Source organism: Pseudomonas sp. W2I6, from assembly GCF_030815935.1.
In the GTDB taxonomy this organism is placed as follows: domain Bacteria; phylum Pseudomonadota; class Gammaproteobacteria; order Pseudomonadales; family Pseudomonadaceae; genus Aquipseudomonas.
Genome location: NZ_JAUSXJ010000001.1, coordinates 5,100,583 through 5,118,361, shown reverse-complemented (window position 1 = coordinate 5,118,361; position 17,779 = coordinate 5,100,583). Strand labels below are relative to the sequence as shown.

15 protein-coding genes and 1 riboswitch are annotated in these 17,779 nt (G+C 61.3%); of the genes, 7 read left to right on the top strand and 8 right to left on the bottom strand.

Annotated elements, in window-relative coordinates; translation table 11 throughout:
• Nucleotides 1–98: 98 nt before the first annotated feature.
• The 3 genes from QF039_RS23555 to QF039_RS23545 all read right to left on the bottom strand — a co-directional run bounded on the left by QF039_RS23555 (nt 99) and on the right by QF039_RS23545 (nt 2,937).
• Nucleotides 99–683 (bottom strand): TMEM165/GDT1 family protein, encoded by a 585-nt coding sequence (locus tag QF039_RS23555; protein WP_003216166.1) that lies wholly within the window; start codon nt 681–683, stop codon nt 99–101.
• Nucleotides 684–771: 88 nt separating this feature from the next.
• Nucleotides 772–891: riboswitch (yybP-ykoY riboswitch) on the bottom strand.
• Nucleotides 892–942: 51 nt separating this feature from the next.
• Entirely contained in the window at nt 943–1,941 is a 999-nt protein-coding gene (locus tag QF039_RS23550) for a class I SAM-dependent methyltransferase (protein ID WP_307520990.1), read from the bottom strand.
• Nucleotides 1,942–1,971: 30 nt separating this feature from the next.
• Nucleotides 1,972–2,937: a 2-hydroxyacid dehydrogenase gene (locus QF039_RS23545; protein WP_102604708.1), complete on the bottom strand. Its 966-nt coding sequence runs from the start codon at nt 2,935–2,937 to the stop codon at nt 1,972–1,974.
• 84 nt (nt 2,938–3,021) lie between these two features.
• Between QF039_RS23545 and QF039_RS23540 the strand changes: the two genes are divergently transcribed.
• The 5 genes from QF039_RS23540 (at nt 3,022) to QF039_RS23520 (ending at nt 12,106) form a co-directional block, all read left to right on the top strand.
• Nucleotides 3,022–3,654 (top strand): LysE family translocator, encoded by a 633-nt coding sequence (locus tag QF039_RS23540; RefSeq protein ID WP_003216169.1) that lies wholly within the window; start codon nt 3,022–3,024, stop codon nt 3,652–3,654.
• Between the two features lie 131 nt (nt 3,655–3,785).
• Nucleotides 3,786–5,468 carry a fatty acid--CoA ligase gene (locus QF039_RS23535; RefSeq protein ID WP_134327311.1) on the top strand — a complete coding sequence of 561 codons (1,683 nt, stop codon included), beginning with the start codon at nt 3,786–3,788 and terminating at the stop codon, nt 5,466–5,468.
• 331 nt (nt 5,469–5,799) lie between these two features.
• Nucleotides 5,800–7,659 (top strand): DUF1302 domain-containing protein, encoded by a 1,860-nt coding sequence (locus tag QF039_RS23530; RefSeq protein ID WP_102604709.1) that lies wholly within the window; start codon nt 5,800–5,802, stop codon nt 7,657–7,659.
• A gap of 43 nt (nt 7,660–7,702) precedes the next feature.
• Nucleotides 7,703–9,067, top strand: a complete 1,365-nt coding sequence (locus QF039_RS23525) for a DUF1329 domain-containing protein (protein WP_008434250.1) — start codon at nt 7,703–7,705, stop codon at nt 9,065–9,067.
• 309 nt (nt 9,068–9,376) lie between these two features.
• Nucleotides 9,377–12,106: a LuxR C-terminal-related transcriptional regulator gene (locus tag QF039_RS23520; protein ID WP_102369891.1), complete on the top strand. Its 2,730-nt coding sequence runs from the start codon at nt 9,377–9,379 to the stop codon at nt 12,104–12,106.
• 9 nt (nt 12,107–12,115) lie between these two features.
• On the opposite strand, the gene QF039_RS23515 is transcribed toward QF039_RS23520, so the two are convergent.
• Genes QF039_RS23515 through QF039_RS23495 form a run of 5 tightly spaced genes read right to left on the bottom strand, consistent with a single transcriptional unit; the run spans nt 12,116 to nt 15,929 of the window.
• Nucleotides 12,116–12,460, bottom strand: a complete 345-nt coding sequence (locus QF039_RS23515; protein ID WP_003216175.1) for a hypothetical protein — start codon at nt 12,458–12,460, stop codon at nt 12,116–12,118.
• Between the two features lie 23 nt (nt 12,461–12,483).
• Entirely contained in the window at nt 12,484–13,038 is a 555-nt protein-coding gene (locus QF039_RS23510) for a membrane integrity-associated transporter subunit PqiC (protein WP_008434246.1), read from the bottom strand.
• Between the two features lie 17 nt (nt 13,039–13,055).
• Nucleotides 13,056–14,711, bottom strand: coding sequence for an intermembrane transport protein PqiB (locus QF039_RS23505; protein WP_307520981.1), 1,656 nt, complete (start codon nt 14,709–14,711; stop codon nt 13,056–13,058).
• Nucleotides 14,692–15,336, bottom strand: a complete 645-nt coding sequence (locus QF039_RS23500; protein ID WP_003216181.1) for a paraquat-inducible protein A — start codon at nt 15,334–15,336, stop codon at nt 14,692–14,694. Before QF039_RS23500 ends, QF039_RS23505 begins: the two co-directional genes overlap by 20 nt.
• On the bottom strand, nt 15,333–15,929 hold the full coding sequence (locus QF039_RS23495; protein WP_008434242.1) for a paraquat-inducible protein A: 597 nt from the start codon (nt 15,927–15,929) through the stop codon (nt 15,333–15,335). Before QF039_RS23495 ends, QF039_RS23500 begins: the two co-directional genes overlap by 4 nt.
• Nucleotides 15,930–16,108: 179 nt before the next feature.
• On the opposite strand from QF039_RS23495, the gene QF039_RS23490 reads away from it, so the two are divergent.
• Entirely contained in the window at nt 16,109–16,753 is a 645-nt protein-coding gene (locus QF039_RS23490; protein ID WP_307520979.1) for an MBL fold metallo-hydrolase, read from the top strand.
• Nucleotides 16,754–16,971: 218 nt separating this feature from the next.
• Complete coding sequence (locus tag QF039_RS23485) at nt 16,972–17,742, top strand: OmpA family protein (protein WP_032899265.1); 771 nt, start codon at nt 16,972–16,974, stop codon at nt 17,740–17,742.
• Nucleotides 17,743–17,779: the final 37 nt, after the last annotated feature.

Below are 17,779 nucleotides of genomic sequence, written 5' to 3'. Positions count from 1 at the left end.
CCGCGATGCAGGCACCTCGGTGTGTCAGTTGCACCGAGGTGATGCTATCGCAGGCAAGCCAGCTCCCACAAAAGCCCAGCTCCCATATGGGGTTACGTTTAGATCCAGCCACTGCTCTGCATGGCCTTGTACACCGCAACAATGGCCAGGATGAAGAATGCCGTAGCCGCCAGTCGACGAATCAGCGTCAGCGGCAATTTGTCCGCGGCAAAATTACCCGCCAGCACCACCGGCACGTTGGCAATCAACATGCCCAGGGTGGTGCCGATAATCACCAGCCACAGTTCCGGGTATTGCGCCGCGAGCATCACGGTAGCGATCTGGGTCTTGTCGCCGATTTCCGCGAGGAAGAACGCGATCAGCGTGGTCAGGAAGGGCCCGAACTTGCGGGAAGTGCTGGCTTCGTCATCGTCGAGCTTGTCGGGCACCAGGGTCCACAGCGCCGTGGCGCAGAAGCTCGCCGCGAGGATCCAGTGCAGCACCGCATCCGAGAAGAAACTCCCGAACCAGGCCCCCACGGCACCGGCGGCCGCATGGTTGGCCAGAGTCGCGGCGACGATGCCGGCGATGATCGGCCAGGGTTTGCGAAAGCGTGCAGCGAGAATGAGCGCGAGCAGTTGCGTCTTGTCGCCAATTTCGGCCAAGGCAACGATTGCGGTAGGGACGAGCAGAGAATCCAGCATCAGGTAAGTTCCAGGGGCGGGTCGACACGGCTATGACACGTACAGCCTTCCCGCCCCGGGTAAGGTGTTCGTGTCATAGGTCTTGTCAAACCCCGGTCCGTCTGTGCGGACTCCTGGGTCGCATACGCCATGGCCTGTTGACCAAGTATGTTGACGTATGCCGGACGAGCGTGGCGCTCGTGGGAGACTACTCCCCTAGGACGGAGCGGATTCTGCCTAGGCAAAATCCATTCGGCAAGCCTTCTTTTGGAAAAAGACCTCAGCCGCGCTTGGCACGGTAAATGCGAAAACCCTGGCCTTCTGCCTTGATTGCGCACACCCCAAGATGCTCTTCGATCAGCGGCTGATACTTCAGGAAGCTGTTGGCGACCAAGCGAAGTTCGCCGCCTTTTGTCAGATGTTTGGCCGCTTTTCGCAGCAGGTTCTCGGTGGCGAAATAATCGGTGTGCACCCCGACGTGGAACGGCGGGTTGCTCAGAATCGCGTTCAGATTCATCGGAGCAGCGTCGATGCCATCACCGGTCAACACCTCGGCTTCCAGGCCATTGGCCGCCAGTGTCAGGCGACTGCTGGCAGCGGCAAAGGCATCCACGTCGAGCATTGTCACCGTGTTATGCGGGTAGCGACGCTTGACCGCTGCCCCGAGCACACCCGCGCCACAACCGAAATCCAGCAAGTGACCGCTCGGCAACTTGTCCAGATGCTCCAGCAGCAGTGCGGTACCGCGATCCAGCCGACCGTGGCTGAACACGCCCGGCAGGCTCACCACCTTGAGCGGGCCCTCAGCCAGCGGCACCTCGAACACCTGCGCCAGGCTCTCCAGTTCTACCGGCTCGGGGGCGTTGGCCACCGTCACCAGCCACAACTGGCAGTGCCGCGCGTTGTCGAGCTTGCGCGGCTTGCCGAACGGATTCAGTTGCTTGGCCGCGCTTTCGATGCCGCCTTTCTTCTCCCCCACCAGGTACAACTCCTTGCCGGGCAAACGCGCCGCCACGGCATTGAGCAGGTAGTCGGTGAGGTCCTTGGACTTGGGCAGGAACACCACCGCGGTCTCGAACGAACGCTCGGGCACGTTCACACCGAACTGGCTGCGCTCGGCAAAACGTGCGTCCAGTGCGGCCTGGTCGCCGGCGTGCCAGCTCCAGCCATGGGCATTGGGCAGGCGGCCCAGCAGGTCGTCGGCGGGCAAGCCCACCAGCAGCACGTCGCCTTGAAAAAGTTCGGCCTGGCGAAGCAGTACTTCACTGCGCGGATCCATGGTCTGCTCCTTGAAAAGGGGCGCAGTTTATCAACTGACGACACGCAGCGGGGCGCCGCTGAAAAAGCCCTGAGTGTTTTCGATCAATTGGCCGACGATCCGCTGCCGGGCTTCGCGGCTGCCCCAGGCGTTGTGCGGGGTGACGATCAAGCGCGGGATGTCGCCGGCCAGCAATGGGTTGCCGTTCACCGGCGGTTCCACGCTCAATACATCGGTCGCCGCGCCGCCCAGGTGCCCACTGCGCAAGGCATCGGCCAGGGCCTGTTCGTTGATCAAGCCACCACGGGCCGTGTTGACGATAAACGCGCCGGGCTTGAGCAGCGCCAGTTCGCGGGCACCGATAAAGTCGCGGGTGTGTTCGTTGAGCGGGCAGTGCAGGGTCAGTGCGTCGACCTGCGCCAGCAACTCATCCAGCGGCACGCGATCGGCGCGGGCCGGGCGGCCTGGAATCGCACCCAGGATCACGCGCATGCCAAAGGCTTCAGCCAGGCGCGCAACGGCACCGCCCAATTCACCATGGCCCAGCAGGCCGAGGGTTTTGCCTTCCAGCTCGACGATCGGATAGTCCAGCAGGCAGAACTGCTTGGCTTGTTGCCAGTGCCCCGCCTGCACATCCCGTTGATAGTCGTTCAGGCGCGTCGCCAGGTTCAGCAGCAGCATGATCGTATGCTGCGCCACCGATGGCGTGCCGTAACCCTGGCAATTGCTCACGGTAACGCCGTGGGCGCGGGCGGCAGCGAGGTCGACGTTGTTGGTGCCGGTGGCGGTCACCAGGATCAGCTTCAGCTCGGGGCAGGCCGCCAGGGTCTCGGCATTCAGCGCGATCTTGTTGCTGATGGCCACCTGCGCGCCTTGCAGGCGTTCGATAATGTTTTCGGGTGTGGTCTGCTGGTGCAGGCTCAGTTCGCTGAAGAGTGCCTGCAACCCGCTGAGGTCCAGGTCCCCGAGGTCCAGGGAAGGGTGATCAAGGAAGACGGCGCGGCGATTGTTCGTCATCAACTGTACCTTTTGCGGCGGGATTCGAAGGCGTAATCTGCCGAGCCTATCAGATGAAATAATCAGTTACTTCCTGGAGTGTGCATGTACCTCACCGAGTTCTTGACCGTGGCACTGATTCACCTGTTGGCGGTGGCCAGCCCTGGCCCGGATTTCGCCGTGGTGGTACGTGAAAGCGTGACCCATGGCCGACGGGCCGGCACCTGGACGGCGTTGGGCGTCGGTTCGGCGATTTTCCTGCACGTGGGGTATTCGCTGCTGGGCATCGGCTTGATCGTGTCCCAGTCCATCGTGCTGTTCAATGCGCTGAAATGGGCGGCGGCGGCCTACCTGCTGTACATCGGCTTCAAGGCCCTGCGCGCCCAGCCGGCCAAGCCTGCCAGTGAAGAAGACCTGCACCTGGAAGCGGGCGAGCGCACCGCCCGTGGTGCGTTTACCTCAGGTTTTGTCACCAATGGCTTGAACCCCAAGGCCACGCTGTTCTTCCTGTCGCTGTTCACCGTGGTGATCAATCCCCACACGCCGTTGGCGGTCCAGGCCGGTTATGGCGTGTACCTGGCCGTGGCGACCGCGATCTGGTTTTGCCTGGTGGCCATGCTGTTCAGCCAGCAACGCGTACGCGCCGGTTTTGCACGCATGGGCCACTGGTTCGACCGCACCATGGGCGCGGTGCTGATTGCCATCGGCGTGAAGCTGGCGTTTACCAGCATGAAATAAGCCGGATGCTGGCGCAAAGCTAGCATTCATGGGGTTCTGCAAATCATTCCTTTGGGTGATTTGGCTGAAACATAAGCGCTCTACAGTGCAGATGTTTCAGCCAAGACCGTGCAGTCAGATAAGGGATTCGTATGTTGCAGACTCGTGTTATCCCGCCCGCCGAAGGCGCCTACCAATACCCGCTGTTGATCAAACGCCTGTTGATGTCCGGGACACGCTACGAGAAGACCCGGGAAATCGTCTACCGCGACCAGTTGCGTTATACCTATCCGACCCTGATCGAGCGCGTCGCCCGCCTGGCCAATGTGCTGACCGAGGCCGGGGTCAAGGCCGGTGACACCGTGGCCGTGATGGACTGGGACAGCCACCGCTACCTGGAATGCATGTTTGCCATTCCGATGATTGGTGCGGTAATCCACACCATCAACGTGCGCCTGTCCCCGGAACAGATTCTGTACACCATGAACCACGCCGAGGACCGCTTTGTGCTGGTCAACAGCGAGTTCGTGGGGCTCTACCAGGCCATCGCCGGCCACCTCACCACCGTCGACAAAACCCTGCTGCTCACCGACGGCGCGGACAAAACCGCCGAGCTGCCGAACCTGGTGGGTGAGTACGAAACATTGCTCGCGGCGGCGAGCCCCCGCTATGACTTCGAGGATTTCGACGAAAACTCCGTCGCCACCACCTTCTACACCACCGGCACCACGGGCAATCCCAAGGGCGTGTACTTCACCCACCGCCAACTGGTGCTGCACACCATGGGCGTGGCGACCATCATGGGCAGCGTCGACAGCGTGCGTCTGTTGGGCACCAACGACGTCTACATGCCGATCACTCCGATGTTCCACGTCCACGCCTGGGGCCTGCCGTATGTGGCGACCATGCTCGGCCTGAAGCAGGTTTATCCAGGCCGCTACGACCCCGAATACCTGGTGGAGCTGTGGCGCAAGGAGAAGGTCACCTTCTCCCATTGTGTGCCGACCATCCTGCAAATGGTGCTCAACGCCAAGGCCGGCCAGGGCGTGGATTTCGGCGGATGGAAAATCGTCATCGGTGGCAGCGCCCTCAATCGTTCGCTGTATGAAGCCTCCAAGGCCCGCGGGATTCAGCTGACGGCGGCGTACGGCATGTCCGAGACCGGGCCGCTGGTGTCCTGCGCCCATCTCAATGAAGAACTGATGGCCGGCACCGAAGACGAACGCACCACCTACCGCATCAAGGCCGGCGTGCCCGGCCCATTGGTGGAAGCGGCGATCATCGATGGTGAGGGCAACTTCCTGCCCGCCGACGGTGAATCCCAGGGCGAGCTGGTGCTGCGCGCGCCATGGCTCAGCGAAGGCTATTTCAACGAGCCGCAGAAGGGCGCCGAGTTGTGGGCCGGCGGCTGGATGCACACCGGCGATGTGGCCACCCTCGATGCCTTCGGCGTGATCGATATTCGCGACCGCATCAAGGACGTGATCAAGACCGGCGGCGAGTGGATCTCCTCGCTGGCCCTTGAGGACCTGGTCAGCCGCCACCCGGCGGTACGCGAAGTAGCGGTGGTGGGGATTGCCGACCCGCAGTGGGGTGAGCGCCCGTTTGCGTTGCTGGTGGTGCGTGATGGCCATGTGATAGGGGCCAAGGAGCTCAAGGAACATCTCAAGCCATTCGTGGAATTGGGCCACCTGAGCAAGTGGGCGATTCCAAGCCAGATCGCCGTTGTTACGGAAATTCCCAAGACCAGCGTCGGCAAGCTCGACAAAAAACGTATCCGTATCGACATCATCGAATGGCAGGCCAACAACAGCACCTTCCTGTCTACCCTCTGACGCTGCTTGCCGTGCCCTCGCGGGCACGGCAGCGCTCTAGTCCAAGCCTTCACTTGTGATTTGCCAATTTTCAGCCATCCTTCCGTCGCTGACCTTCGTCAGCATGGCGAAAAGGACTGTGGCAGACGGGTTGGTGATGCAAATCACACTTTAGAGGGATCAAGCGGTACCCCCTGCTGGCTATAGTTCATCCCAGAGTTTTTCAAGGTGCGGTGCTGTGAGCCCGGCGGGTTCATGTGTTCGCCCGGCATTGGAATCGTTGTATTCCGGCCGTTACAAGCCCTTGGAAACGACTCACTGCCATAACAATAATGCACATGGAGTAGCGTCGATGATCTCAGCACACCAGTTCTGGCGCCGGGCAAAACTGCCCTTGGCCGTCAGCCTCGCCTCTACGCTCGCCGGGCCTGCATTCGGCGTCAGTTTCAACATCGGTGAAATCGAAGGCAGCTTTGACTCGTCCCTGTCGGTCGGGGCCAGTTGGTCGACGGCGGGTCGCAATAAAGACCTGATCGGTGCCAACAACGGTGGCAGGGGGTTGTCGCAAACCTCGGATGACGGTCACCTGAACTTCGACAAAGGTGATTCCTTCTCGAAGATCTTCAAAGGCATTCATGACCTAGAGTTGAAATACGGCGACACCGGCGTGTTTGTCCGGGGCAAGTACTGGTATGACTTCGCGCTGCAAAACGAAGACCTGGACTTCAAGAATGTCAGCAACAACAACCGCAAAGAGGGCGCCAAGTCTTCTGGCGGGCAGATTCTCGATGCATTCATCTATCACAACTACACCATTGCTGATCTGCCAGGTAACGTGCGGTTCGGCAAGCAGGTGGTGAGTTGGGGTGAAAGTACCTTTATTGGTGGCGGTATCAACTCCATCAACCCGATCGACGTGTCCGCATTCCGTCGTCCCGGGGCCGAGATCAAGGAAGGCCTGATCCCGGTCAACATGTTCTATGTGTCCCAGACGCTGACCGATAACTTGTCGGCAGAAGCGTTCTATCAGTTGGAGTGGGACCAGACGGTGACCGACAACTGCGGGACGTTCTTCTCGCAGCCGGATGTGGTTTCCGATGGTTGTAACAACAACCTGCGGGTGTTGAACAAGCGCTCCACCATTCCTGGCGCTGCACTGCCTACCCTTGGCGCCCTGGGCGTGGACGTGAACGAAGAAGGCGTGCTGGTGCGCCGTGGTCCGGACCGTGACGCCCGCGACAGCGGCCAGTTCGGCGTGGCCATGCACTACAACTTCGAGCCGCTGGATACCGAGTTCGGCGCCTACTTCATGAACTACCACAGCCGTGCGCCGATCTTCAGCGCCCAAGGCGCTCCAGCTTCGGCCTACACGCGGCCTCTGGGGCCTTTGGGAGCACTGCGGCCGCTGATTGTTGCGGGCAGTTCCAATTACTTCATCGAATACCCTGAAGACATTCGTCTTTACGGCTTGAGCTTCTCCACCACGCTGCCTACCGGTACTGCCTGGAGCGGTGAGTTGAGCTATCGGCCAAATGCGCCAGTACAGTTAAGCACCACCGACATTCTTTATGCGGGTGTCACGCCGATTCCGGGCTACGGGAATGCCTCGGTGCTGAAGGGCACGCCAGGCCAGGATCTGCATGGCTACAATCGCAAGGAAGTGACGCAGTTCCAGACCACCTTTACGCACTTCTTTGATCAGGTCATGGGCGCCAGTCGTTTGACCACGGTCGGTGAAATTGGCGTGACCCACGTCGGTGGCCTGGAAAGCAAATCCGACGCACGTTATGGCCGAGATCCGGTCTTCGGTCCTGGCACGCTGCCAGGCGGGTTCTGTAACGCCCTTAACAACTCGACGGCCAACGGCGCCGGCCTGCCGAACGCCGCTGGCCTGAACACCAACTGCAACAACGACGGCTACACCACGGCCACCTCCTGGGGCTATCGCGCTCGTGCCATCTGGGAGTACCCGGACGTCTTCGCCGGTGTAAACCTCAAGCCCAACGTGGCGTGGTCCCATGACGTCAAAGGCTACTCGCCAGGTCCTGGCGGCAACTTTGAAGAGGGGCGCAAGGCCGTCAGCCTGGGTGTCGATGCCGAGTACCAGAACACCTACACCGTCAGCCTCAACTACACCAACTTCTTTGGCGGCAAATTCACCACGGTGGATGACCGTGACTTTATCGCCTTGAGCGCTGGCGTGAACTTCTAAGCACACTCTCTTTAAGCAGTATGTTTTAAGGAAGAACCAGAACATGAAAATAACTAAAAATCTGTTGCAGGTGGGTGTGCTGGGGCTGTCGATCATGGCGGGTAGCGTCATGGCGGCGGTCTCGGCGGATGAAGCCGCCAAGCTCGGCACGACCCTGACCCCGATGGGCGCCGAAATGGCCGGTAACGCGGCCGGCACCATCCCTAAATGGTCGCCACTGCCCACCAACGCCGGTGCCGTGGATGCCCGTGGCTTCCTGGCCAACCCGTACGCCAGCGAACAGCCGCAATTCACCATCACCGCGCAGAACGTCGAGCAGTACAAGGACAAGCTGGCGCCGGGGCAGTACGCGATGTTCAAGCGCTACCCCGACACCTTCAAGATGCCGGTCTACCCGACCCATCGCGGCGCCACGGTGCCAGCTGATGTGTTCGCCGCCATCAAGAAAAACGCCACCAGCACCAACCTGGTGTCCGGCGGCAACGGCCTGGAAAACTTTGAAACCGCCGTACCGTTCCCGATTCCGAAAAGCGGCGTTGAAGTGATCTGGAACCACATCACCCGCTATCGCGGCGGCAGCGTGACCCGCCTGGTGACCCAGGCCACGCCGCAAACCAACGGCTCGTTCAGCCTGGTGTACTTCCGCGATCAGTTCGTGTTCCGCGACAAGATGAAGGACTACGACCCGAAAAACCCGGGCAACATCCTGTTCTACTTCAAGCAGCAAGTGACTGCGCCGGCACGTCTGGCCGGTGGTGTGCTGCTGGTGCACGAAACCCTCGACCAGGTGAAAGAGCCCCGTTCGGCGTGGGTCTACAACGCCGGCCAGCGCCGTGTGCGCCGGGCACCGCAAGTGTCGTATGACGGCCCGGGTACCGCCGCCGACGGCCTGCGGACTTCCGACAACCTCGACATGTTCAACGGTGCACCGGATCGCTACGACTGGAAACTGGAAGGCAAGAAGGAACTGTACATCGCCGAAAACAGCTACAAGCTTGACGATCCGAAGCTCAAGTATGTCGACATCATCAAGGCCGGCCACATCAATCAGGACCTGGCTCGCTACGAGCTGCGTCGTGTGTGGCATGTGGTTGCAACCCTGAAGGAAGGCCAGCGCCACATTTACGCCAAGCGTGACTTCTTCATCGACGAAGACACCTGGCAAGCCGCGGTCATCGACCACTACGACGGTCGTGGCCAGCTGTGGCGCGTGGCTGAAGCCCATGCCGAGAACTACTACGACAAGCAAGTGCCGTGGTACGCCCTCGAAACCCTCTACGACCTGCAGTCCGGCCGCTACCTGGCCCTGGGCATGAAGAACGAAGAGAAACAGGCCTATGACTTCGGCTTCACCGCCACCACCAGCGACTTCACCCCGGCAGCCCTGCGCCAGGATGGTGTTCGCTAACTTGCTGTAAACGAGGCCGCATCCTCGAAGAAGCCCCGACTGGTTCGGGGCTTTTTTTTGCCGGACCACTGTGGCGAGGGAGCTTGCTCCCGCAGGGATGCGTAGCAGCCCCAAAAACGGGAGCGCTGCGCACTCCAGCGGGAGCAAGCTCCCTCGCCACAGAGTGTCGGTCGTTACAGATGAAGTCCGGATATTTTTTGTTGTAGTCTTTTTCAGACAAATGTTGCAAAGATCTACAAAGCTGCCGCTTTTACCGCTAGTCTGCGGACATCTGCAATGCCGACAACAGCCTTCTACAAGAGCCCGGCGATGACTGATCTGTCCCGAATTCAAGGGCCTGCCAGCGCGGTGATTCCGACCCTGGAAGGGCGCTTCTATCGACCCCCACTGCCTGACGGCTACGTGTTGCGACCACGCCTGTGCGAACGGCTGAGTGAAGGGTTGGCCGGGCGTCTGTTGCTGGTCAGCGCCCCGGCCGGGTTCGGCAAGAGTTCGCTGGCGGTGGAGTTCTGCCAGAGCCTGCCGGCCCACTGGCAAAGCCTGTGGTTGGGGCTAAGTCCCCGGGACAACGACCCGGGACGTTTTCTTGAACGCCTGCTCGACGGCTTGCAGCAATACTTCCCGCAGTTGGGCGCCCAATCCCTGGGCCTGCTGAAAATGCGCCAGCGTCACCAACCCTTCGCCTTTGAAGAATGGCTCGACGGCCTGCTGGATGAACTGACGGTGCACCTGTCGACCCAGGCGCCGCTGTTGCTGGTGCTGGATGACTACCATCTGGCCCAGGGCCCGGTACTCGACCGCTGCCTGCAATTTTTCCTCAATCATCTGCCCGACGGCCTGCTGGTGCTGGTCACCAGCCGCCAGCGTCCCGACTGGCACCTGGCCCGCCTGCGCCTGTCCCGGCATTTGCTGGAACTGCACGAGCAGGACCTGCGCCTGACTCACGGCGAATCCCTAGCGCTGCTGGATCGCCACAGCAGTTCATTGCGTGGTGAAGCCCTGGATAACCTGATCCGGCGAAGCGAAGGCTGGGTGGCCGGCCTGCGTTTCTGGCTGCTGGCGGCTTCCGAGGCCGGCAGCGAAGGTACGCTGCCCCAGGGTTTGCACGGCGGGGAAGGGCTGATCCGCGATTACCTGCTCGAAGAAGTCATCGACTGCCTGCCCTCGGAAGTCCAGGCGTTCCTCTACGACACCGCGTCCCAGGAGCGCTTTTGCAGCGAGCTGTGCGACGCCGTGCGCGAGGCCCACGACAGCACGGAAATCCTGCGCTACCTGCAAGCCCACCAGGTATTCCTGGTGCCGCTGGACGAGCAGGGCCATTGGTACCGTTATCACCATCTGTTTTCCGACCTGCTGCGCACCCGGCGCGCGAGCAATGCCGTGTTGCCGGCAGCCAGCCTGCACCTGCGGGCCTGCCGCTGGTTCAATGCCCAGGGCTTGATCGACGAGGCAGTGGAGCAGGCGCTGCGTGCGGGTCACCTGGATGTGGCGGCAAACCTGGTGCAGAACCTGTCCGAAGAGCAACTGCTGGCGGAGCAGAATGTCGGCATGCTGCTGCGCTGGAAAATGGACTTGCCCGACAGTTTGCTGATGAGTACGCCACGCCTGATCGTGCTCTACAGCTGGGCGTTGGGCCTGGCCTGCCAGCTGGATGCGGCGCAGGAACTGGCCAGCCACCTCAGCCGTTTTTTACCGGCCCCGTCGGCCACCGCGCAAAAGTCGATGCTGGCGCAATGGCTGGCCCTCAGCGGGATTATTGCCCGGGGCCGTGGTGATCGTGAGCTGACCCAGTCGTATTGCAGCGAGGCCCTGGAAAGCCTGCCGCACAAACGCTATGGCCAGCGGTTGATGTGCCTGTCGACCCTGTCCAACCTGGCCATTGTCGACGCCGACCTGTGGCGCGCCCGCGGCCTGAACCGCGAATCCCTGGAGTTGGCGCAGCGGGTCGGCAATCCATTGTTTGAAGCGCTGGCCCATTACGACCGAGCGCGCGTACTGCAGGCCCGTGGCGAGATCCTGCGGTCGCTGGATGAAGTGCGCCAGGGCCTGCAACGTTTGCAAGGCCTGGCGCCGCAACGCCTGTACGCAGTGCGCGCGCGCCTGGCGTTGTACGAAGGCTATTTGCTGCTGATGCGCTGCCAGCCTGAAGCCGGGCTCGCTCGGCTGCGTGCCGGATTGACGGAGGCGCGAGCCTGTCGGGATATCAGCGTGTTGATCGGCCACTGTGTGATCGCCAGCTTCGAAGGTCGCCGTGGCGACTTCTCCGTGGCCTTTGCCGAATTGGCCGAGGCCGAGCGCTTGATGCATATCTGGGACGTGCCGCCGATTTTCTATCTGGCGATGATCACCCTGGTCAAATGCGAGCTATGGCTGGCTCAGGGGCGCACCGACCTGGCCGATGCCTGGCTGACGCGGCTGGGGCAAACCTACAACGGTGAACAGGCCGCTGCCGCACCGGAGTTCCACCCGCACCTGCCGCAACATATCGAGTTGCAACAGGCGGCACTCGACGCCATCCGTCATCAGCCGGCGGCTTCACTGCAACGGCTCGATGAACTGGCACGCCAGGCCCATAACAGCGGCCGGCAGATGATCAGCCTGATGGCGCTGACCCAGCAGGCACTGTTACTGCTGGACGGTGGCCAGGAAGCCCAGGCCCGCCCGGTGTTTGCCCGCGCGCTTGAAGCGGCTGCCGGTGGCGCGATGCAACCTTTCCAGCGCCTGTTGGAACGCTATCCCGAGTGGACGCGGGAGCAGCTGTCTCGGGATCCCCATGGACTGATGAACCAGGGCCTGCTGGCACTCTTGCCGGATGTTGCAGTAGTTGAAACCCCACACACACTGGAGACCCTGAGCACCCGTGAACTGGCGGTGCTGCACCTGATCGCACAGGGTTGTTCAAACCAGGAGATCAGCAATCAGCTGTTTATCTCCCTGCACACCGTGAAAACCCACGCCAGCCATATCAACAGCAAGCTCGGGGTTGAGCGGCGCACACAGGCGGTGGCGCGGGCGCAGGAGATGGGATTGCTGGGGTAGAAACCTGGATCAATGGGATCGAAAGCCCCAGACGATTTCCACCACGCGGGCTGCCACCAGCACATAGATCAGGATAAGCAGCAGCTGAAGGACCAGGTGATAACGCAGTTTGGCGAGCCGGCGGATGCCATCGCTCACATTCAGCACCATCAGCAAGCTTGAGACCACGATCAAGCCCCACCCGGCCACGCTTGACGCCAGGATGCCGAGGAACAGCTCATGTTTCCCGGCCAGTGCGTTGGTGCCCGCAGCAAACAACAGCGCGCATACCAGCAGGTTCTTCACATTGTCGAAGACCTGGGTGCTGAAGTCATTCTCCAGCAGTTGCTGATACCACTTCCAGAATGTGCGCATGGCTCGATCCCCCGGATCAATGTTTACCGCACGGCGGGGCACTCACTCGATGACTTGTCGGCGGCCTGGCTGAGCAGTGCGGCAAACCGCTTGACGTTGTTTTGCTGCGCGATCACCAGGTCGTCAATGGTCGGGCCGGATGGCGACTGCACCACCGTCCGGCATGTCAGCGGCGTGCGTTCGTCCGTGCCCGTCTGGCGAAGCCGCCATTTGACGTCGAGCAGGGCGTACTGCCCGGGGATCGAGTCAAAGCGCTGGACCTCAATGCGCACCGCCAGGTTTTTCCGGCTGCTGGCGAGTTGATCCACCAGCGCGCTGCGCAACTCATCCACCAGGCTGGCAGCCCACCATTGCGTCTCGAGAATGGCCACGCCGCTGTCACCCTGGCGGATGACAATCTGTGGCCTGTCGACCTGTGGCGGGACCGTGATGCTTTCAATCCGGATCTCGCCCCCCGCGGCCAATGACGCATTGCTGCGCTGCACCGGCGTCAGGGTATGAAATTGAATGGGCTCACTGCGGCACGCCGTCAGCAGCAGCAACCCGGTGAGCAGCGTGATCTTCAGCGGCAAAGCCATGGTGGTTGCTCCTGTGGTCATTTGCGCGGTGGCCCTTGCAGGTCGGAGGGCGCGGCGTTGTCGGGGCGACCGCGAATCAGCGATTCGGGATGGCGTGCCAGGTAGTCCGACAGCTCTCGCAGGGAGCGCGACATGCGGCTCAGTTCGTCCAGGGTCTGGGTCAACTGTTCCCGTTGCGGCGAATCCTCGGCCAGGGTCGAACTGGCGGATTGCAGGGTTTTACTCACGTCGGCCAGCGTGTTTTGCACCCCCGGCAGTGTCTTGGCGTTGAACTGGCCGAGACCCTTGCGCAGTTCCACCAGGCTGCCGTCGAGGTTGCCGGCAATTCGCTCGATCGGCAGCTGGTTGATCTTGTTGACGATGCCTTCGAGTTTTTCCTGCAGTTGTTCCAGGTTGCCGGGGATGGTCGGAATACTGACGGGGCGCAGGTTCGGGTCAAACGCGACTTTGTCGGCCTTGGGGAAGAAGTCCAGGGCGATATAGAGCTGGCCAGTGAGCAGGTTGCCGCTGCGGGCCTGGGCGCGCAGGCCGTGTTCGATGAAGCTGCCTATCAGGCGCACACCGCCGGCTTCGTCGTTGGGGTCATGCTTCAAGACCGTGAGCATTTTGGTGTTGGCTTCGCCGAGGCGCTGCGGGTAGATCACGATGCCGACGTTGACCGGGAAGCTGCGTTTTTTCTCGTCGAAATCCAGGTTGATCGACACCACTTTGCCGAATTCGATACCCAGGAACTCCACTGGCGCACCCACCGTAAGCCCGCGCAAGGCCTGGTCGAACCGCAGGTTCAGGTATTGCGCCTTGCCATTGGGCGGGGCCAGCGCGGTTTGCTGGTCGGCGAACAGTTCATAGGAGTGTTCTTCGTCGGCCGGCTTGTCGTTGGGGCTGTAGGGCGGGGCGAGGAAGGCGATGCCGCCCACCAGCATGGACGACAAGGATTCGGTTTTCAGCGCAAACCCGTTGGCGCCGACACTCACATCAATCCCGCTGGCGTTCCAGAACCGGGTGTTCTCGGTGACGTAGGCGTCATTGGGTGCATGCACGAACACGTCGATGTTCACGCCCTTGCCGTCAGCGTCCAGGGCATAGGCCACCACCTGGCCAACGGGAATCTTGCGGTAGTACACGGGGGAGCCGATATCCAGCGAACCCAGATCCTGGGTGTGCAGCGTGAAGCGCTTGCCCGGTTCGCCATAGGTAATGGGCGGCGGGTTTTCCAGGCCGGTGAACCGGTTGGCGCGGGTATCGGACTGGCCGATATCGGCGCCGATGTAATCCCCGGAGAGCAGCGTGTCGATACCGGAAACGCCACCGGCGCCGATACGTGGGCGCACCACCCAGAACTGCGAGTCTTCACGGGTGAAGCTTTCAGCCTGCTTGGACAGTTTGATCGTGGCGTTGACGCTTTTCTGATCGTCGCTCAACTCCACATCAGTCACCTGGCCGATCACCACGTTGCGGTATTTCACGTCGGTCTTGTTGGCGGTCAGGCCGCTGCCGGTCTTGAAGGTAATGGTAATGCTCGGCCCTTGCTGAAGGATGCTGTGCACCACCAGCGAAATGCCCACCAGCACCGCGACAATCGGCACGATCCACACCAGCGAGACGCTGAAGCGCCGCGTCTTGATCGCAGGCGAGCCCGCAGGCTGCGGTTTGTCAGTGGTTTGCGACGCCATCCGGCATCTCCTCGTTGTGTGGGTTTTCCCAGATCAGGCGCGGGTCGAAACTCATTGCCGAGAGCATGGTGAAAACCACCACCAGGCCAAAGAACAGAATGCCCAGGCGTGGCTCGATGGTGCCCAGGGCCTGGAACCGCACCAGGGCGGCCACCAAGGCCACCACGATCACATCCAGCATCGACCAGTAGCCAATCACTTCGACGAAGCGAAACAGCTTCGAGCGCTCCTTGCGCGCCCACTGGTTATTGCGCTGCACGGTGACCAGCAGCAACGTCAATGCGACGAACTTGATACCCGGCACCGCGATGCTGGCGATGAAAATGATCAGGGCGATGTCCCAGGCGCCGTGCTGCCAGAACTCCAGCACGCCGCTCATGATGGTGCTGTCGGCGCCCGAGCCGAGCATCGAGGTGTTCATCACCGGCAGTAAGTTGGCGGGCACGTAAAACGCCAGCGCCGTCAGCATATAGGCCCAGGTACGGGTCAGCGAATGGACCTTGCGCCGGTGCAGCGGCGCGCCGCAACGCTCGCATTCGTCGGGCGCGGTGCTGACGTCGCAAGCCTGGCCGCAGCTGTGGCACAGGCACAGGTTCAGCTCGCTGGCGGTCGGTGGACGGCTCATAAAATGTCCCACAGGTCGCGAATATCACGCCCGGCAATGCGGATCAGCAACAGGCTGAGGGCGGCCAGGGCAAACAGGCCGGTGCCGGGCAAAACATCCAGCATGCCGGCGAGTTTGAACACCGCCACCATGGCGCCCAGCAGGCAGACTTCGAGCATGCTCCAGGGCCGAAGCGCTTCGAGCCAGCGCATGCACAGCTTGAACGCCGGCGAGCGTTGGCCCTTCATCGCAAAGCCCAGCACCCAGATCAACAGCAGCAACTGGAACACCGGCGCGATGATGATGGAAATCGCCGCCACCAGCGCGATGAAGGTGATCGGGCCCTGGGCCAGTGCGACCACCGAATCCCATAACGTGGCGCTGCTTTTCAGGCCTTGCAGGCTGATGCTCATCACCGGGTAGAAGTTGGCGAAAATCCACAGCACGGTGGCGGTCAGGGTCAGGGCCAGGCGTTGTTCCACCGACAGCCCGTTATAGCGCTGGAGTACGCCTGCGCAGCGGGTGCAAAGGGTCTTCTGATGTTTGGCGAGCGCGACTTTTTCGTACACGCAATCGCAGTGTTCGCAGATGATCAATGGGCTGAGGGTCGCCATAAGTCCCACTCCATGCGCTATACGTTGCGCGTTGTATGACTGGCGCCAGAGTAGCTTAGCAGTTGCCGGGTTTGACAGCCGTGCGCTCGCGAGCGCTTTCGGATCGGGTGCAGGGTCGAACATACTGTGCGCCGGAATGCAGTACAAAAGAGTGTGCCTTTGAATTTGCAGGAATACCCATGAATATTCAGTCTCCCGCGCTGATCCGCGAAACGTTCCCGGTAGGCCCGTTGCAGTGCAACTGCACGATCATCGGCGACCCCGTCACCAAAAAAGCCATCGTCGTCGACCCGGGCGGCAACCATGAGCTGATCCTGGCGCGCCTCGATGCGCTGGGCCTGAAAGTGGTCAGCATTATTCACACCCACGCCCATCTCGATCACTTCCTGGCCTCCGGGCAGTTGAAGGAAAAAACCGGCGCTACCCTGCACTTGCACAAGGACGACCAGTTTCTGTGGGACAACCTGGAAATGCAGTGCCAGATGTTCCGCGTGCCTTATACGCCAGTGCCGTCGCCGGATCGTTGGCTGGAGGATGAAGAAGAGCTGGCCTGTGGTTGCGGGGTTGCCTTGCATACACCTGGACACACACCCGGCTCGATGAGTTTCTGGTTCGCCGATGCGAAGTTGCTGATTGCCGGCGACACCCTGTTTCGGCGCGGCGTGGGCCGTACGGATTTGTGGGGCGGTGACCAGGCGACCATCGTGCGCTCGATCAAGCTACGGCTCTACACCCTGGATGAAGCGGCGGTGGTGGTGACAGGGCACGGTCCGGATACGCGCCTGGGAGATGAAATGCGTGAGAATCCGTTTGTCCGCGCGTGAAGCAAAATGTGGGTAGTTTTTCGGATACCAAGTGGCAACTATCAGACGAAACATATAGAGAAAATGACAATTACCGTTCAGGAAGTCTCTGCTAGGGTTTGAGTGTGGCCGGGCTTGTGTGGAGATGGAATTTTTACCGTTTGTCGTGTTCCAAGCTCGGCACAGGTCCAATGCCAATGTCCTCTGCATCACCGAATGCAAAAGTAGGAGCTTCCTTCATGTTCACTTCTCGTCGTCTGCTTGTTGTTGCTACTGCCGTAGCCCTGTTGTCGGGCTGCGCTTCACCTAATCCTTATGACGGCAGCCAGGCACAGGGTGGTGGCTCTTCTGGTGTGAGCAACACCGCCAAGTATGGTGGCCTGGGCGCCCTGGCCGGTGCGTTGGCGGGTGCAGCCATCGACCACAACAACCGCGGCAAGGGTGCGCTGATCGGCGCTGCCGTCGCCGGTATCGGTGGTGCGGGCTACGGCTACTACGCCGACCAGCAGGAAAAGAAACTGCGCGCCAGCATGGCCAACACCGGTGTCGAAGTGCAGCGCCAGGGCGACCAGATCAAGCTGATCATGCCGGGTAACATCACCTTCGCCACCAACTCGGATGCGATCTCCAGCAGCTTCTACACGCCGCTGAACAACCTGGCGAACTCGCTGAAGCAGTTCAACCAGAACACCATCCAGATCGTTGGCTACACCGACAGCACCGGCAGCCGTCAGCTCAACATGGACCTGTCCCAGCGTCGTGCGCAGAGCGTGGCCAATTACCTGACCTCCCAAGGTGTCAGCCCGACCAACCTGAGTGCCCGCGGTGCCGGCCCGGATAACCCGATCGCCAGCAACGCCGACGTCAATGGCCGTGCCCAGAACCGTCGTGTAGAGGTCAACCTGGGCCCGATCCCGGGCCAGCAGTACGGTCAGCCTGCCGCCCAGCAGCAACAGGCGCCACAGCAGAACAACCAGTTCCAGGGCAACCCGTACCAGCAGTACCAGTAACCTGTAGTCAATAAAAAGGGCGCCGTGCAATCCATGC

What these genes read in the sequence shown, in the direction of transcription:
- QF039_RS23555 (WP_003216166.1), bottom strand. Translation starts at nt 683, where the DNA reads ATGCTGGATTCTCTGCTCGTCCCTACCGCAATCGTTGCCTTGGCCGAA.
- QF039_RS23520 (WP_102369891.1), top strand. Translation starts at nt 9,377, where the DNA reads ATGACTGATCTGTCCCGAATTCAAGGGCCTGCCAGCGCGGTGATTCCG.
- QF039_RS23490 (WP_307520979.1), top strand. Translation starts at nt 16,109, where the DNA reads ATGAATATTCAGTCTCCCGCGCTGATCCGCGAAACGTTCCCGGTAGGC.
- QF039_RS23535 (WP_134327311.1), top strand. Translation starts at nt 3,786, where the DNA reads ATGTTGCAGACTCGTGTTATCCCGCCCGCCGAAGGCGCCTACCAATAC.
- QF039_RS23550 (WP_307520990.1), bottom strand. Translation starts at nt 1,941, where the DNA reads ATGGATCCGCGCAGTGAAGTACTGCTTCGCCAGGCCGAACTTTTTCAA.
- QF039_RS23525 (WP_008434250.1), top strand. Translation starts at nt 7,703, where the DNA reads ATGAAAATAACTAAAAATCTGTTGCAGGTGGGTGTGCTGGGGCTGTCG.
- QF039_RS23530 (WP_102604709.1), top strand. Translation starts at nt 5,800, where the DNA reads ATGATCTCAGCACACCAGTTCTGGCGCCGGGCAAAACTGCCCTTGGCC.
- QF039_RS23485 (WP_032899265.1), top strand. Translation starts at nt 16,972, where the DNA reads ATGTTCACTTCTCGTCGTCTGCTTGTTGTTGCTACTGCCGTAGCCCTG.
- QF039_RS23540 (WP_003216169.1), top strand. Translation starts at nt 3,022, where the DNA reads ATGTACCTCACCGAGTTCTTGACCGTGGCACTGATTCACCTGTTGGCG.
- QF039_RS23515 (WP_003216175.1), bottom strand. Translation starts at nt 12,460, where the DNA reads ATGCGCACATTCTGGAAGTGGTATCAGCAACTGCTGGAGAATGACTTC.
- QF039_RS23510 (WP_008434246.1), bottom strand. Translation starts at nt 13,038, where the DNA reads ATGGCTTTGCCGCTGAAGATCACGCTGCTCACCGGGTTGCTGCTGCTG.
- QF039_RS23500 (WP_003216181.1), bottom strand. Translation starts at nt 15,336, where the DNA reads ATGAGCCGTCCACCGACCGCCAGCGAGCTGAACCTGTGCCTGTGCCAC.
- QF039_RS23545 (WP_102604708.1), bottom strand. Translation starts at nt 2,937, where the DNA reads ATGACGAACAATCGCCGCGCCGTCTTCCTTGATCACCCTTCCCTGGAC.
- QF039_RS23505 (WP_307520981.1), bottom strand. Translation starts at nt 14,711, where the DNA reads ATGGCGTCGCAAACCACTGACAAACCGCAGCCTGCGGGCTCGCCTGCG.
- QF039_RS23495 (WP_008434242.1), bottom strand. Translation starts at nt 15,929, where the DNA reads ATGGCGACCCTCAGCCCATTGATCATCTGCGAACACTGCGATTGCGTG.